13 protein-coding genes are annotated in these 13,760 nt (G+C 60.7%); 11 read left to right on the forward strand and 2 right to left on the reverse strand.

Features of this window, described 5'->3' with window-relative positions:
- Position 1 precedes the first annotated feature (1 nt).
- The 5 genes from HDC32_RS20755 (at position 2) to HDC32_RS20775 (ending at position 6,817) form a co-directional block, all read left to right on the forward strand.
- Positions 2-1,786, forward strand: a complete 1,785-nt coding sequence (locus HDC32_RS20755) for a GMC family oxidoreductase (RefSeq protein WP_131699596.1) — start codon at positions 2-4, stop codon at positions 1,784-1,786.
- Positions 1,787-1,798: 12 nt separating this feature from the next.
- Positions 1,799-3,097: a cytochrome c gene (locus tag HDC32_RS20760; RefSeq protein WP_184745286.1), complete on the forward strand. Its 1,299-nt coding sequence runs from the start codon at positions 1,799-1,801 to the stop codon at positions 3,095-3,097.
- 70 nt (positions 3,098-3,167) lie between these two features.
- The gene (locus HDC32_RS20765) at positions 3,168-4,226 is read left to right on the forward strand and encodes a PA0069 family radical SAM protein (RefSeq protein WP_184745288.1); all 1,059 of its coding nucleotides are present in this window, start codon (positions 3,168-3,170) and stop codon (positions 4,224-4,226) included.
- A gap of 226 nt (positions 4,227-4,452) precedes the next feature.
- Positions 4,453-5,184 carry a carbonic anhydrase gene (locus tag HDC32_RS20770; RefSeq protein WP_027608119.1) on the forward strand — a complete coding sequence of 244 codons (732 nt, stop codon included), beginning with the start codon at positions 4,453-4,455 and terminating at the stop codon, positions 5,182-5,184.
- Positions 5,185-5,269: 85 nt separating this feature from the next.
- The gene (locus HDC32_RS20775; RefSeq protein ID WP_184745290.1) at positions 5,270-6,817 is read left to right on the forward strand and encodes a SulP family inorganic anion transporter; all 1,548 of its coding nucleotides are present in this window, start codon (positions 5,270-5,272) and stop codon (positions 6,815-6,817) included.
- A 67-nt stretch (positions 6,818-6,884) separates the two neighbouring features.
- On the opposite strand, the gene HDC32_RS20780 is transcribed toward HDC32_RS20775, so the two are convergent.
- Positions 6,885-7,532 carry a hypothetical protein gene (locus tag HDC32_RS20780; protein WP_145338355.1) on the reverse strand — a complete coding sequence of 216 codons (648 nt, stop codon included), beginning with the start codon at positions 7,530-7,532 and terminating at the stop codon, positions 6,885-6,887.
- A 367-nt stretch (positions 7,533-7,899) separates the two neighbouring features.
- On the opposite strand from HDC32_RS20780, the gene coxB reads away from it, so the two are divergent.
- Genes coxB through HDC32_RS20800 form a run of 4 tightly spaced genes read left to right on the forward strand, consistent with a single transcriptional unit; the run spans position 7,900 to position 12,183 of the window.
- Complete coding sequence (gene coxB, locus HDC32_RS20785; protein WP_184745292.1) at positions 7,900-9,027, forward strand: cytochrome c oxidase subunit II; 1,128 nt, start codon at positions 7,900-7,902, stop codon at positions 9,025-9,027.
- 58 nt (positions 9,028-9,085) lie between these two features.
- Positions 9,086-10,675 (forward strand): cytochrome c oxidase subunit I, encoded by a 1,590-nt coding sequence (ctaD, locus tag HDC32_RS20790; RefSeq protein WP_131699590.1) that lies wholly within the window; start codon positions 9,086-9,088, stop codon positions 10,673-10,675.
- A 33-nt stretch (positions 10,676-10,708) separates the two neighbouring features.
- Complete coding sequence (locus HDC32_RS20795; protein ID WP_065926844.1) at positions 10,709-11,260, forward strand: cytochrome c oxidase assembly protein; 552 nt, start codon at positions 10,709-10,711, stop codon at positions 11,258-11,260.
- 35 nt (positions 11,261-11,295) lie between these two features.
- Positions 11,296-12,183, forward strand: a complete 888-nt coding sequence (locus HDC32_RS20800; RefSeq protein ID WP_131699589.1) for a cytochrome c oxidase subunit 3 — start codon at positions 11,296-11,298, stop codon at positions 12,181-12,183.
- A 6-nt stretch (positions 12,184-12,189) separates the two neighbouring features.
- On the opposite strand, the gene HDC32_RS20805 is transcribed toward HDC32_RS20800, so the two are convergent.
- A complete protein-coding gene (locus HDC32_RS20805; RefSeq protein ID WP_016978774.1) occupies positions 12,190-12,393 on the reverse strand; it encodes a twin transmembrane helix small protein in 204 nt (67 codons plus the stop codon).
- A gap of 45 nt (positions 12,394-12,438) precedes the next feature.
- Between HDC32_RS20805 and HDC32_RS20810 the strand changes: the two genes are divergently transcribed.
- Both HDC32_RS20810 and HDC32_RS20815 read left to right on the forward strand, forming a co-directional pair.
- Positions 12,439-13,203 (forward strand): SURF1 family protein, encoded by a 765-nt coding sequence (locus tag HDC32_RS20810; RefSeq protein WP_131699588.1) that lies wholly within the window; start codon positions 12,439-12,441, stop codon positions 13,201-13,203.
- The gene (locus HDC32_RS20815) at positions 13,169-13,753 is read left to right on the forward strand and encodes a hypothetical protein (RefSeq protein ID WP_145338351.1); all 585 of its coding nucleotides are present in this window, start codon (positions 13,169-13,171) and stop codon (positions 13,751-13,753) included. Before HDC32_RS20810 ends, HDC32_RS20815 begins: the two co-directional genes overlap by 35 nt.
- Positions 13,754-13,760 lie beyond the last annotated feature (7 nt).

Below are 13,760 nucleotides of genomic sequence, written 5' to 3' on the forward strand. Positions count from 1 at the left end.
CGTGGCGACCATCATGAAGAAAGTGGATGCGGTGATTGTCGGCTTCGGCTGGACCGGCGCGATCATGGCCAAGGAGCTGACGGAAGCAGGCCTCAACGTGCTGGCGCTGGAGCGCGGGCCGATGCAGGACACTTACCCGGACGGCAACTATCCCCAGGTCATCGACGAACTGACCTACAGCGTGCGTAAAAAACTCTTCCAGGACATCTCCAAGGAGACGGTGACGATTCGTCATAGCGTGAATGACGTTGCCCTGCCTAACCGTCAGCTCGGCGCGTTTTTGCCGGGTAACGGCGTGGGCGGTGCGGGCCTGCACTGGTCGGGTGTGCATTTCCGTGTCGATCCGATTGAACTGCGCATGCGCAGCCATTACGAAGAACGTTACGGCAAGCACTTTATTCCCAAGGACATGACCATCCAGGACTTCGGCGTGAGCTACGAAGAGCTGGAGCCGTTTTTCGACTATGCAGAAAAAGTCTTCGGCACCTCAGGCCAGGCCTGGACCGTGAAAGGTCAGTTGGTGGGCGAAGGCCGTGGCGGCAACCCTTATGCGCCGGATCGTTCCAACCCGTTTCCGCTGGAGGCGCAGAAGAACACAGTCTCCGCACAGCTGTTTCAGAAAGCGGCCGCCAGCGTCGGGTATAAGCCCTACAACCTGCCGTCAGCCAATACTTCGGGGCCTTACACCAACCCCTATGGCGCGCAGATGGGCCCATGCAACTTCTGCGGTTTTTGCAGCGGTTACGTGTGCTACATGTACTCCAAGGCCTCGCCGAACGTGAACATCCTGCCGGCGCTGCGCCAGGTGCCGAATTTCGAGCTGCGGCCTAACTCCCACGTGCTCAAGGTCAATCTGGACAGCACCAAGAGCAAGGCCACCGGCGTGACCTACATCGACGCCCAAGGCCGAGAGTGCGAACAACCGGCAGACCTGGTGATCCTCGGCGCGTTCCAGTTCCACAACGTGCGGCTGATGCTGCTGTCGGGCATCGGCAAACCCTACGACCCGATTACCAATGAAGGCGTGGTGGGCAGAAACTTCGCTTACCAGAACATGGCCACCATCAAGGCGTTCTTCGACAAGGACACCCACACCAACAACTTTATCGGTGCGGGCGGCAATGGCGTGGCCATCGATGACTTCAACGCCGACAACTTCGACCACGGCCCTCACGGCTTTGTTGGGGGCTCGCCGATGTGGGTCAACCAGGCGGGCAGCCGCCCGATTGCCGGTACGTCCAACCCGCCCGGCACACCGGCCTGGGGCAGCGCGTGGAAGCGCGCCACCGCCGATTACTACACCCACCAGGTGTCGATGGATGCTCATGGTGCCCATCAATCCTACCGGGGTAACTACCTCGATCTGGACCCGGTCTACCGCGATGCCTACGGCCTGCCGTTGCTGCGTATGACGTTCGACTGGCAGGAAAACGACATCAAGATGAACCGCTTCATGGTCGAGAAAATGGGCAAGGTCGCCGAAGCGATGAACCCCAAGGCGATTGCCGTGCTCGGCAAAAAAGTCGGTGAGCACTTCAACACCGCGTCCTACCAGACCACCCACCTCAACGGTGGCGCGATCATGGGCACCGACCCGAAGACCAGTGCGTTGAACCGCTATCTGCAATGCTGGGATGTACACAACGTGTTTGTTCCGGGTGCATCTGCTTTCCCACAGGGCTTGGGCTACAACCCTACTGGCCTGGTGGCGGCATTGACCTACTGGTCGGCTCGCGCGATCCGCGAGCAGTACCTGAAAAATCCCGGCCCACTGGTTCAGGCATAAGGAGCGATGACCATGAAAGCATTTGTTATCGCGACGTTTGCCCTGCTCAGCAGCTGCTCGATCAGTGCCGCCGAAACCGACCTGATCAAGCAGGGCGAATACCTGGCGCGCGCCGGCGACTGCGTGGCCTGCCACACCGCCAAGGGCGGCAAACCGTTCGCCGGTGGCCTACCGATGGAAACCCCCATCGGTGTGATCTATTCCACCAACATCACCCCGGACAAGACCGGTCTGGGCGACTACAGTTTCGAGGACTTCGACCAGGCCGTGCGTCACGGCGTCGCCAAGAGTGGTAGTACGCTTTACCCGGCGATGCCCTACCCGTCTTATGCGCGCGTCAGCGAAAGCGACATGCAGGCGTTGTATGCGTACTTCATGAAGGGCGTGGAACCGGTCGCCCAGGAGAACAAGGCCAGCGACATTCCGTGGCCGCTGAGCATGCGTTGGCCGTTGGCGGCGTGGCGCTGGATGTTTGCCCCTGAGGTGGCGGATAAACCGGCCGTGGCGAGCGCGGACCCAGTGATCAGCCGCGGCGCTTACCTGGTGGAAGGCCTTGGCCACTGTGGCGCATGCCATACACCACGCGCTCTGACCATGCAGGAAAAAGCCCTGAGCGCGACTGACGGCAAGGACTTCCTGTCCGGCAGTGCGCCACTGGAAGGCTGGATCGCCAAGAGCCTGCGCGGCGACCACAAGGACGGTCTCGGCAGTTGGAGCGAGGAGCAACTGGTGCAATTCCTCAAGACCGGTCGCAGTGACCGCAGCGCGGTATTTGGCGGTATGAGCGATGTGGTCGTGCATAGCATGCAGTACATGTCGCAAGACGACCTGACCGCTATAGCCCGCTACCTCAAGAGCCTGCCGGCGGTGGACCCAAAAGACCAGCCGCACCAGTATGACAAGCAGGTGGCCGAGGCGCTGTGGAAGGGCGATGACAGCAAGCCCGGCGCGTCGGTGTATATCGACAACTGCGCGGCCTGCCATCGTACCGATGGCCATGGCTATACGCGGGTATTCCCGGCGTTGGCGGGCAACCCGGTGTTGCAGACGGCGGATGCCACGTCGTTGATCAACATCGTGTTGAACGGCGGCACGTTGCCGGCCACTCACACGGCGCCGTCGACCTTTACCATGCCGGCGTTCGCCTGGCGCCTGTCGGACCAGGAAGTGGCGGATGTGGTCAGTTTCATCCGTGGCAGTTGGGGTAACCAGGGCGCCCCGGTGAACGCCAGTGACGTGGCCGACCTGCGCAAGAACGACATGCGCACCACCTCGGGCGATGACCTGGGGCAGGTCACACAAAAGCACTGACCGCCCAACGGCACTGGTCAGGAACCTCGCGCCTCGATACTGTATATAAAACCAGTATCGAGGCGCCTTCATGTCTACTCCGCTGCCGCCCCGTGGTCGGGGCACGGCCACCAACCTGCATAACCGCTTTGCGCCCACCGTCAGCGTGGCCGAGGACGACGGCTGGTACCAGGAAGTGCCGCCGACCCAGGGCACCGAAGTACGCATCGAGACGGCCAAGACCATCATCACCCGCAACAACTCTCCGGACCTGCCGTTCGACCGCTCCATCAATCCCTACCGTGGCTGCGAGCATGGCTGTATCTACTGCTATGCACGGCCCAGCCACGCCTATTGGGATATGTCGCCGGGGCTGGATTTCGAAACCAGGCTGATCGCCAAGAGCAACGCGGCCGACGTGCTGGAGCAGCAACTGTCGAAGCCGGGCTATGTGTGTGCGCCGATCAATCTGGGCTCCAACACCGACCCGTACCAGCCTATCGAGCGTGAGTACAAGATCACCCGGCAAACCCTCGAAGTGCTGCTGCGCTATCGGCATCCGGTGACCATCATTACCAAGGGCTCTCTGATCCTGCGCGACCTGGACCTGCTGGCGGAGCTGGCCAGGCAACGCCTTGTGGCGGTGATGATCAGCCTTACCAGCCTGGATGATGAACTCAAACGCATCCTGGAACCGCGCACAGCGGCGCCCAAGGCACGGTTGCGGGCCATCCGGGTGATGCGCGAGGCGGGCATCCCGGTGGGTGTGTTGTGCTCACCGATGATCCCGATGATCAACGACAGCGAGCTGGAAAGCCTGCTCACCGAAGCCCATGCCGCCGGTGCGCAGAGTGCGGCGTACATGATGTTGCGACTGCCGCTGGAGGTGGCGCCGCTGTTTGAGGAGTGGCTGGCAGCGCATTATCCGCAGCGTGCGGCCCATGTGATGAGCCTGGTGCGCCAGGTGCGCGGTGGTGAGGTGTACGACAGTCGGTTCGGCGTACGCATGCGGGGCGAGGGGCCATTTGCCGACCTGCTGGCCCAGCGTTTCAGCAAGGCAATCAAACGTCTGGGGCTGAATCGGCGAGAAGGCTTCAATCTGGATTGCACAGCGTTCTGTCCACCGGGCAGACAGATGGCATTGTTGTAGACTGAAAAGGAAGAATGCACCATGTCTGTAGGAATAGTCGCGTTTTGATATCACTGAAACCCGCGATCTAGAGCGGTTCATTCAGTTTGAGTTAAGTTTCGGTGGTTACCTTGTTCAGCGAGTGACTGATGAGTCGGCAGCCTGGTTTTTGGCTTTTACAACTATTCCACTGGCCTGGCGTCGAACTGACCTGAAAACTCCCCTGCATTAATCAAGAGGATGAATCATGAGTGACAAGGATAAACAGCCGTTGGCTGCGTCGGCTTCAGCCCCTCAGGTGGCAGAGTCTGCTGATGCAGCGCTAAAACACATCGTTGACGGCTTTTTGCATTTCCATCACGACGTCTTCCCCCAGCAGGAAGAACTCTTCAAGAAACTCGCCACGGCCCAGAGCCCACGGGCGATGTTCATTACCTGCGCCGACTCGCGCATCGTGCCTGAGCTGATTACCCAAAGCTCTCCCGGCGACCTGTTCGTGACCCGCAACGTCGGCAACGTCGTGCCGCCTTATGGGCAGATGAACGGCGGCGTTTCCACTGCCATCGAGTACGCCGTACTGGCCTTGGGCGTGCAGCACATCATCGTGTGCGGGCACTCCGATTGTGGCGCCATGCGTGCGGTCCTCAACCCCGCCAGCCTGGAGAAGATGCCGACGGTAAGGGCCTGGCTGCGGCATGCCGAAGTCGCCAAGTCCATGGTCGAGGACAACTGCGACTGTGCCAACGAAGGCGAGAGCATGAAAGTGCTCACCGAAGAAAACGTCATCGCCCAACTGCAGCATTTGCGTACCCATCCCTCGGTGGCGTCGCGCATGGCCAATGGTCAGCTGTTTATCCACGGCTGGATCTACAACATCGAGACCAGTGAAATTCGAGCCTATGATGCTGATCAGTCGGCATTCCGACCGTTGAGCGGCGAAGGGCCGATTCCTTCCGCGACGCCTAAAGCGCGCTTCTAAAACACTTCCCTGCCGGGTAAAGCGGTGGCTGCCATGGATGCAGCCAGGCTTTGCCGCGCCCGGCGAATGCCTCGGGAGAGCCATCATGCGTGCTGCTCAATTGAAAACTGTATTGCCACGGGAGCTGCTCGCCTCCGTGGTTGTGTTTCTGGTCGCCCTGCCCCTGTGCATGGGGATCGCCATCGCGTCCGGCATGCCGCCGGCCAAGGGCCTGATCACCGGGATTATCGGTGGCCTGGTAGTGGGCTGGTTGGCGGGTTCGCCGCTGCAGGTCAGCGGCCCGGCAGCGGGTCTGGCGGTATTGGTGTTCGAGCTGGTGCGCCAGCACGGGATGATGATGCTCGGACCGATCCTGCTGCTGGCCGGCTTCCTGCAACTGGTGGCCGGCCGTCTGCGCCTGGGTTGCTGGTTCCGCGTCACGGCGCCAGCGGTGGTGTACGGGATGCTGGCGGGGATCGGCGTATTGATTGTGCTATCGCAGATCCATGTGATGCTCGACGGTGCGCCCAAGCCCTCAGGGCTGGATAACCTGGCTGGCTTCCCCGCCGCGCTGGTGGAGGCGATTCCAACCTTGGGCGGCGGCCTGGGTTGGCAGGCCGGATTGCTCGGTTTGTCGACGATGCTGGTGATGTACCTGTGGGATAAATTCCGTCCGCAAACCCTGCGTTTCGTGCCCGGAGCTCTGTTGGGCGTGGGCCTGGCAACGGTGACCAGCCTGGTGCTGGCGTTGCAGGTCAAGCGTGTGGAAGTGCCGGAGAACCTCGCCGACGCCATCGATTGGCTGCGTCCCAGCGACCTGTTGAACCTGGCTGACCCTCAGTTGCTGATCGCCGCGTTTGCAGTGGCGTTTATCGCCAGTGCCGAAACCCTGCTCTCTGCTGCAGCGGTAGACCGCATGCACAGTGGTCAGCGTTCTGATTTCGATAAGGAATTGTCCGCCCAAGGTGTGGGCAACATGCTGTGCGGCCTGGTGGGTGCCCTGCCGATGACCGGTGTGATCGTGCGCAGCTCGGCCAACGTGCAGGCCGGGGCCACCACGCGGTTGTCAGCGATGTTCCATGGCGTATGGCTGTTGGGGTTCGTACTGTTGTTGTCGAGCGTGCTGCAAAGCATTCCCGTGGCGAGCCTGGCGGGTGTGTTGGTGTACACCGGGATCAAGCTGGTGGATATCAAGGCCTTCAAGGCCCTAGGTCGTTATGGGCGTATGCCGATGTTTACCTACGCGGCCACGGCGTTGGCGATCATTTTCACCGACCTGCTGACCGGCGTGCTGGTGGGCTTCGGGCTCACATTGGTCAAGTTGGCGCTCAAGGCCTCGCGCCTGAAAGTCAGTCTGATCGACCTGCCCCAAGAGGGGGAAATGGAGCTGCGTTTGACCGGTGCGGCGACCTTCCTGAAAGTGCCGGCGTTGACCCAGGTGCTGGCGACGGTGCCTCCGGGCGCGACTGTGCACGTACCGCTGAGTAACCTGAGTTATATCGACCATTCCTGCCTTGAGTTGCTGGAGGAATGGGGCCGGGCGAATGCGGCCAAGGGCTCGAAGCTGGTGATCGAGGCGCGTGGGTTGAAGCGCAGACTCGAAGGCCGGGTCAGGATGACGACAGGGATCGGCTCGGCGCCCTCAATCGGCTGACAGAACCGGATCAAAATGTGGGAGGGGCTGGCTCCCTCCCACATTTGTTCTGTGTCTAATTTAAGATTTAAGCCGGCTGATCCAGCGCCAACTCCACCCCCAGCTTGCGGGAAAGGCACGGCCAGCGCTTCCACGCGGCTTCCGTGTGCGGGCTTTTCAGCTGTTCGCGATACGCCTCGACCGACTCCAGCGCAAAGCTGTCTTCGTTGAGCATCTCGTCCACCGCGTGGTGTACGGCTTCATCCAGCTGGTTGGCGAATGCTTCGCCGATCAACTGATGGGCAATCACGTTGGCCACGGTGGTATCTGCCGGAATCAACGGCTGGCCAAAGTGTTTGATATACAAATCGTTGACCTCTTCCACCAGGCGATGGGCCAGGTAAGCCTCGTCCAGCAGGCCGTCGAGCCCTTCGTGGCCAGCCAGGATCGCGGGCGGTTGCAGGAAGAAATGCTCGGCGATTTTCAGCACGGGCTTTATCTGGCTTTCGATCCCCGCTTCGCGGGCCACGTCATTGGCGGCCTCCAACAAGTCCGGGACGAGTTCGATGTAGGCGGTCACAAAGCGGGTCATGACTTGGGTGCTATCACCATCAGCCAAAGAAATGGCCGAATGCAGGTGCGGCAATTGCTCTTCCAGCTGCTTGGCTAGCTGGCCAGTGCTGGCTTCGTGTTGATAGGCACGGGAAATCTGCTCGCGCAATGCGGCGGTGTTCATGAAGGCTCCAGTGAAGCAGGCGTAGGAATAGGGACAGCATAAGGTAGCTCGTTTATACGAGCGCCTAAGACGCATTTGTCATAATTATTTCATGGTTATGCATACGCGTTATATCGAATTGCCATCGTTCGTCGGATAAACGATTCCGCACCCGGTTTTATTGGGCCTGGCCACTCATTTTTGCTCATTTGCCCCTACACATTGCGGGGTTGCAGTGCGTGTCTATACTCGGGTTTGTACGCGATTAGCTGATGACGCCAGACTGCATAAGCAGGTAAGGCTAAGCGGTTGTAAGCAGTATGGAAGCCGCTCCCTTCGACGCAGGTGCAAACCGGCGGGATAACAAGAACGATAAGGGGAACCCGCAATGACGCGACATCCACATGTTTGGATGGGCCTCCTGTTGTGGTCAGTATTCGGCCAGGCGCACGCCGCCTGGACAACGAATATGGCGCCAGGGGCAACTGAAGTCAGTCACGCTGTGTTCGACCTGCACATGACCATTTTCTGGATCTGTGTGGTAATCGGCATTGTCGTGTTTGGCGCGATGTTCTGGTCGATGATCGTCCACCGCCGCTCCACGGGCCAGGTTGCGGCCAAATTCCACGAGAGCACCACCGTGGAAATCCTCTGGACCGTGGTGCCCTTGCTGATTCTGGTCGCGATGGCCATTCCGGCAACCAGGACCTTGATCAATATCTACGACAGCACCGAGTCGGATATCGATATCCAGGTCACCGGCTATCAGTGGAAGTGGCATTACAAATACCTGGGCCAGGATGTGGAGTTCTTCAGCAACCTGGCCACGCCCGCCGAGCAGATCCACAACCAGGCCACCAAGGGCGAACATTACCTGCTGGAAGTCGACCAGCCGCTGGTGTTGCCGGTGGGCGCCAAGGTGCGCTTCCTGGTGACCGCCGCCGACGTGATCCACTCCTGGTGGGTGCCGGCTTTTGCGGTCAAGCGTGACGCCATTCCAGGGTTCGTCAACGAGGCCTGGACCCGCGTCGAGAAGCCCGGCATCTACCGTGGCCAGTGCGCCGAACTGTGTGGCAAGGACCACGGTTTCATGCCCATCGTGGTCGAGGTCAAGTCCAAGGCCGACTACGACACCTGGCTCGGCGAGCGCAAGGCAGAGGCCGCCAAGCTCAAGGAGTTGACCTCCAAGGAGTGGACGCTGCAAGAGCTGGTTGCGCGCGGCGACAAGGTCTACCACACCACCTGCGTCGCCTGTCACCAGGCCGAAGGCCAGGGCCTGCCGCCGATGTTCCCGGCGCTAAAGGGCTCGAAGATCGCCACCGGGCCCGCTGCAGACCACTTGAGCATCGTCTATCACGGCAAGCCCGGTACCGCGATGGCGGCCTTCGGCAAACAGCTCTCGGAAGTCGATATCGCCGCAGTGGTGACCTACGAGCGCAACGCGTGGGGCAACAACAAAGGCGACATGGTCACGCCTAAAGACGTGCTGGCCATCAAGCAGGCGGAAAGCAAATGACCGACTTCATCGCTTTTACCTCGACCCGCCCCGCCCACTCGCTTGCAGGAGAACGGCCATGAGCACTGTGATCGATGACCATGGCCACGCCGGTGACCATGCCCACGGCCCCGCCAAGGGTTTGATGCGCTGGGTGCTGACCACCAACCATAAAGACATCGGCACGATGTACCTGTGGTTCGCGTTCATCATGTTCCTGCTCGGCGGCTCGTTCGCCATGGTGATCCGTGCCGAACTGTTCCAGCCTGGCCTGCAGATCGTCGAGCCGGCGTTTTTCAACCAAATGACCACCATGCACGGCCTGATCATGGTGTTCGGTGCGGTGATGCCGGCGTTTGTCGGCCTGGCCAACTGGATGATCCCGCTGATGATCGGCGCACCGGACATGGCCTTGCCGCGCATGAATAACTTCAGCTTCTGGCTGTTGCCGGCGGCGTTCCTGCTGCTGGTCTCGACCCTGTTCTCGCCCGGTGGCGGTCCGAATTTCGGCTGGACGTTCTACGCCCCGCTCTCCACCACCTACGCGCCGGAAAGCGTGACGTTCTTCATCTTCGCCATCCACTTGATGGGCATCAGCTCGATCATGGGCGCGATCAACGTGGTCGCCACCATCCTCAACCTGCGTGCGCCCGGCATGACCTTGATGAAGATGCCGCTGTTCGTCTGGACCTGGCTGATTACCGCCTTCCTGCTGATCGCGGTGATGCCGGTGCTGGCCGGCTGCGTGACCATGATGCTGATGGATATCCACTTCGGCACCAGCTTCTTCAGTGCGGCCGGTGGCGGTGATCCGGTGCTGTTCCAGCATGTGTTCTGGTTCTTCGGCCACCCCGAGGTGTACATCATGATCCTGCCGGCGTTTGGCGCCGTCAGTTCGATTATCCCGACCTTCTCGCGCAAGCCGTTGTTCGGCTATACGTCGATGGTGTACGCCACGGCGAGCATCGCGTTCCTGTCGTTTATCGTGTGGGCGCACCATATGTTCGTGGTGGGCATTCCGTTGGTCGGCGAGTTGTTCTTCATGTACGCCACGTTGCTAATTGCGGTGCCGACCGGCGTGAAGGTGTTCAACTGGGTCAGCACCATGTGGCAAGGCTCGCTGACCTTCGAGACGCCGATGCTGTTTGCCGTGGCCTTCGTGATCCTGTTCACCATCGGCGGTTTCTCCGGATTGATGCTGGCGATTGCCCCTGCGGACTTCCAGTACCACGACACCTACTTTGTGGTGGCGCACTTCCATTACGTACTGGTGCCTGGTGCGATCTTCGGCATCTTCGCCTCGGCCTACTACTGGCTGCCGAAATGGACCGGCCACATGTACGACGAAACCCTGGGCAAGCTGCATTTCTGGTTGTCTTTCGTGGGCATGAACATGGCGTTCTTCCCGATGCACTTCGTGGGGCTGGCCGGCATGCCGCGCCGGGTGCCGGACTACAACCTGCAGTTCGCCGACTTCAACATGGTCTCCTCCATTGGTGCCTTCATGTTTGGCGCCACGCAGATATTCTTCCTGTTTATCGTGATCAAGTGCATCCGAGGTGGCCCGCCCGCGCCGGCAAAGCCGTGGGACGGCGCCGAGGGGCTGGAGTGGAGCGTGCCTTCGCCCGCGCCGTACCACACCTTCACCACGCCACCGGAGGTCAAGTGAACACGCTGACCGCATTCGCTTCAGGGGGATGTCATGGCTGACTCCGTGCCCCTCAAGCGCCTGGTCACCCGCCTGCTGATCCTGGTGGTGGCGATGTTTGCCTTCGGCTTTGCCCTGGTGCCGATCTACGACGTGATGTGCAAGGCGTTCGGCATCAACGGCAAGACGGCCGGGCAGTACGAGGGCGAGCAGGTCGTCGACCTCACGCGGCAGGTACGGGTGCAGTTCCTCTCCACCAATGCCATCGACATGGTCTGGGAGTTTCATTCCAAGGCTGACGAGGTGGTGGTCAACCCCGGCGCAGTCACCGAGATGCTGTTCGTGGCCTACAACCCCACCGACAAACCGATGACCGCCCAAGCGGTGCCGAGCATTTCCCCCGCAGAGGCGGCGATGTATTTCCACAAGACCGAATGCTTTTGCTTCACCCAGCAAGTGCTGCAGCCAGGCCAGCGCATTGAGATGCCGGTGCGTTTTATTGTCGACCGCGACATGCCCAAGGATGTGAAGCATTTGACCCTGGCGTACACGCTGTTTGATATCACTGCGCGCCAACCGCCGGTGGCTGTCCGTACCGGCGGCTAGCTACTGTTTGCCCGCTCAATCAGGAGAGCGAATACATGTCGACTCATGATACGTACTACGTACCAGCGCAAAGCAAATGGCCGATAATTGCCACGATTGGCATGCTGGTCACCGTGTATGGCCTGGCCGTGTGGTTCAACGACCTGAAGGCGGCACGCCCGGAATCCCACGGGCCGTGGATCTTTTTCGTCGGAGGGCTGTTGCTGGCCTACATGCTGTTTGGCTGGTTCGGTGCGGTGATCAAGGAAAGCCGTGCGGGTTTATACAGCGCGCAGATGGACCGCTCGTTTCGCTGGGGCATGACCTGGTTCATTTTTTCCGAGGTGATGTTCTTTATCGCGTTCTTCGGTGCGCTGTTCTACGTGCGCCACCTGTCCGGTCCCGCGTTGGGCGGCGAAGGCCCCAAAGGCATTGCTCACATGCTGTGGCCGAACTTCGAGTTTGCCTGGCCGTTGCTCAACAACCCGGACCCGAAACTTTATCCCGCGCCGGAGGGCACTATCAGCCCGTGGGGCTTGCCGTTGGTCAACACCATCCTGCTGGTGAGTTCCAGCGTGACCATCACCATTGCCCACCACGCCTTACGCAAGGGGCATCGCGGCGCGCTGAAGATCTGGCTGGCGATCACCGTCTTGCTGGGCCTTGCATTCCTCGGGTTCCAGGCCGAGGAGTACATCCACGCCTACAAAGAGCTGGGCCTGACCCTCGGCTCAGGTGTGTATGGCGCAACCTTCTTCATGCTTACGGGCTTTCACGGCGCCCACGTGACCATCGGCACCATCATTTTGTTTGTGATGCTGATGCGCATCCTGCGCGGGCATTTCAATGCCGAGCATCAGTTCGGCTTCGAGGCCGCCAGTTGGTATTGGCACTTCGTGGATGTGGTGTGGATCGGGCTGTTTTTCTTCGTATACGTGCTGTGAGGCAACTTACCAAGGCGCGTGAGATACCAGCTGGCCGCTGAAAAAGCCCCAGGCAATCAAGGCCACGGTGATCACGGCCAGTACGACACGCACGGTCAAGGCAGTGACGAGGCGGTTGGAGTTGCCCTCGTCCTTGACCAGAAAGAACAAGCCACTGAACAGGCTCACGACGGTCGCGATCAGCATCAGGGCAATGGCTGCTTTGAGCATGGTCTGGTTCCTGGCTTTGGTGGGCATTGAGGGGATGGGCGGGCAATGAAAACAAGTATAGCCAGCGCCATGAGACGCTTTCGTCCAGGTATCGCACCGACGTTGGTGGTGATGATTCTGCTGCCTTTGATGGTGGGCTTGGGCGTCTGGCAACTGTCGCGCGGCCATGAGAAGCAGCTGCTGGTGGACAGCTATGCCGAACGCCGCGCCGCTGAGCCGATCAGTAGTGTGCAGCTCAGCGACATGGCGGACCCGGCCTTCCGCCGCGTGCATCTGCGCGGGCAATTCGATGCCGAGCACAGCGTATTGCTGGATAACCGCATGCGTGACGGCAAGGCGGGCGTCGAGTTACTGCAACCCTTTCATGACCAGGCCAGCGGCCTGTGGCTATTGCTCAATCGGGGCTGGTTGCCGTGGCCGGATCGGCGCACCCCGCCCGTCTTCACCACTCCGGACCAGCCTTTGAATCTCGACGCCTGGGTGTATGTCGCGCCCGGCGAAACCTTCCAGCTGCATGCGGACCCCACGACCGCGCAATGGCCGCGTCTGTTGACCGCGCTGCACCCCGCCGCGCTGTGGGCTGAGCTGGGCCGCAACGGTTTTGCCTACGAACTGCGTACCGAAGCCGGCCCCGGTACGTACGAAACCACCTGGCCCATCGTTGCGATGGGCCCGGAAAAACACCTGGCCTACGCGGTGCAGTGGTTCGCCATGTCCCTGGCGCTACTGGCTCTTTACCTCTACCTCGGATGGCACACCACAAAGGAGAAGCCCCATGGGAACGGCCACGAATCCACTCAACATGTCTGAGGTAGCTGATCGGCGCAAAGGCCGCTGGCAGCTGATGCTGATCCTGCTGATGGTGGTCGGCCCGATGGCGCTGGCCACCTTTATGTACAAGCTGCAGTTCTGGGTGCCCGACAGTCGCAGCTACCACGGAGAAATGATCGGCAACGGCCAGACCCGCGCCGATATCGGCGTGCAGGCCGATGAACAGCGCTGGCAGTTGCTGGTCACCGCGCCTGCGGCGTGCGCGGCGGATTGCCAGCAACTGGTGTACCTCGCGCGCCAATTGCAGATCGGCCTCGGGCGCGATGCCTCCCGCGCCAGCCATGCCCTGGCCAGCACGCAGCCGGTTGCAGCGGACTACGAGGCCAAGCTCAAGGCCGAGTACCCGCAACTGCAACGCTACTCGCTGGACCTGTCGACCTTCACCAAAAACGCCGCAGCGCCGGGCGATGCGCAACTGTGGATCGTCGACCCCCACGGCAACCTGGTGCTGCGCTACGACGCCAAGATCAAGGGCAAGGACTTGCTCAATGACCTGCGCCACCTGTTGAAACTGTCGAACATCGGATAAGGGCATC

This window comes from Pseudomonas sp. JAI120, assembly GCF_014207255.1.
In the GTDB taxonomy this organism is placed as follows: domain Bacteria; phylum Pseudomonadota; class Gammaproteobacteria; order Pseudomonadales; family Pseudomonadaceae; genus Aquipseudomonas.

What these genes read in the sequence shown, in the direction of transcription:
- HDC32_RS20805 (WP_016978774.1), bottom strand. Translation starts at nt 12,393, where the DNA reads ATGCTCAAAGCAGCCATTGCCCTGATGCTGATCGCGACCGTCGTGAGC.
- coxB (WP_184745292.1), top strand. Translation starts at nt 7,900, where the DNA reads ATGACGCGACATCCACATGTTTGGATGGGCCTCCTGTTGTGGTCAGTA.
- HDC32_RS20780 (WP_145338355.1), bottom strand. Translation starts at nt 7,532, where the DNA reads ATGAACACCGCCGCATTGCGCGAGCAGATTTCCCGTGCCTATCAACAC.
- HDC32_RS20760 (WP_184745286.1), top strand. Translation starts at nt 1,799, where the DNA reads ATGAAAGCATTTGTTATCGCGACGTTTGCCCTGCTCAGCAGCTGCTCG.
- HDC32_RS20800 (WP_131699589.1), top strand. Translation starts at nt 11,296, where the DNA reads ATGTCGACTCATGATACGTACTACGTACCAGCGCAAAGCAAATGGCCG.
- HDC32_RS20795 (WP_065926844.1), top strand. Translation starts at nt 10,709, where the DNA reads ATGGCTGACTCCGTGCCCCTCAAGCGCCTGGTCACCCGCCTGCTGATC.
- ctaD (WP_131699590.1), top strand. Translation starts at nt 9,086, where the DNA reads ATGAGCACTGTGATCGATGACCATGGCCACGCCGGTGACCATGCCCAC.
- HDC32_RS20775 (WP_184745290.1), top strand. Translation starts at nt 5,270, where the DNA reads ATGCGTGCTGCTCAATTGAAAACTGTATTGCCACGGGAGCTGCTCGCC.
- HDC32_RS20770 (WP_027608119.1), top strand. Translation starts at nt 4,453, where the DNA reads ATGAGTGACAAGGATAAACAGCCGTTGGCTGCGTCGGCTTCAGCCCCT.
- HDC32_RS20765 (WP_184745288.1), top strand. Translation starts at nt 3,168, where the DNA reads ATGTCTACTCCGCTGCCGCCCCGTGGTCGGGGCACGGCCACCAACCTG.
- HDC32_RS20810 (WP_131699588.1), top strand. Translation starts at nt 12,439, where the DNA reads ATGAAAACAAGTATAGCCAGCGCCATGAGACGCTTTCGTCCAGGTATC.
- HDC32_RS20815 (WP_145338351.1), top strand. Translation starts at nt 13,169, where the DNA reads ATGGGAACGGCCACGAATCCACTCAACATGTCTGAGGTAGCTGATCGG.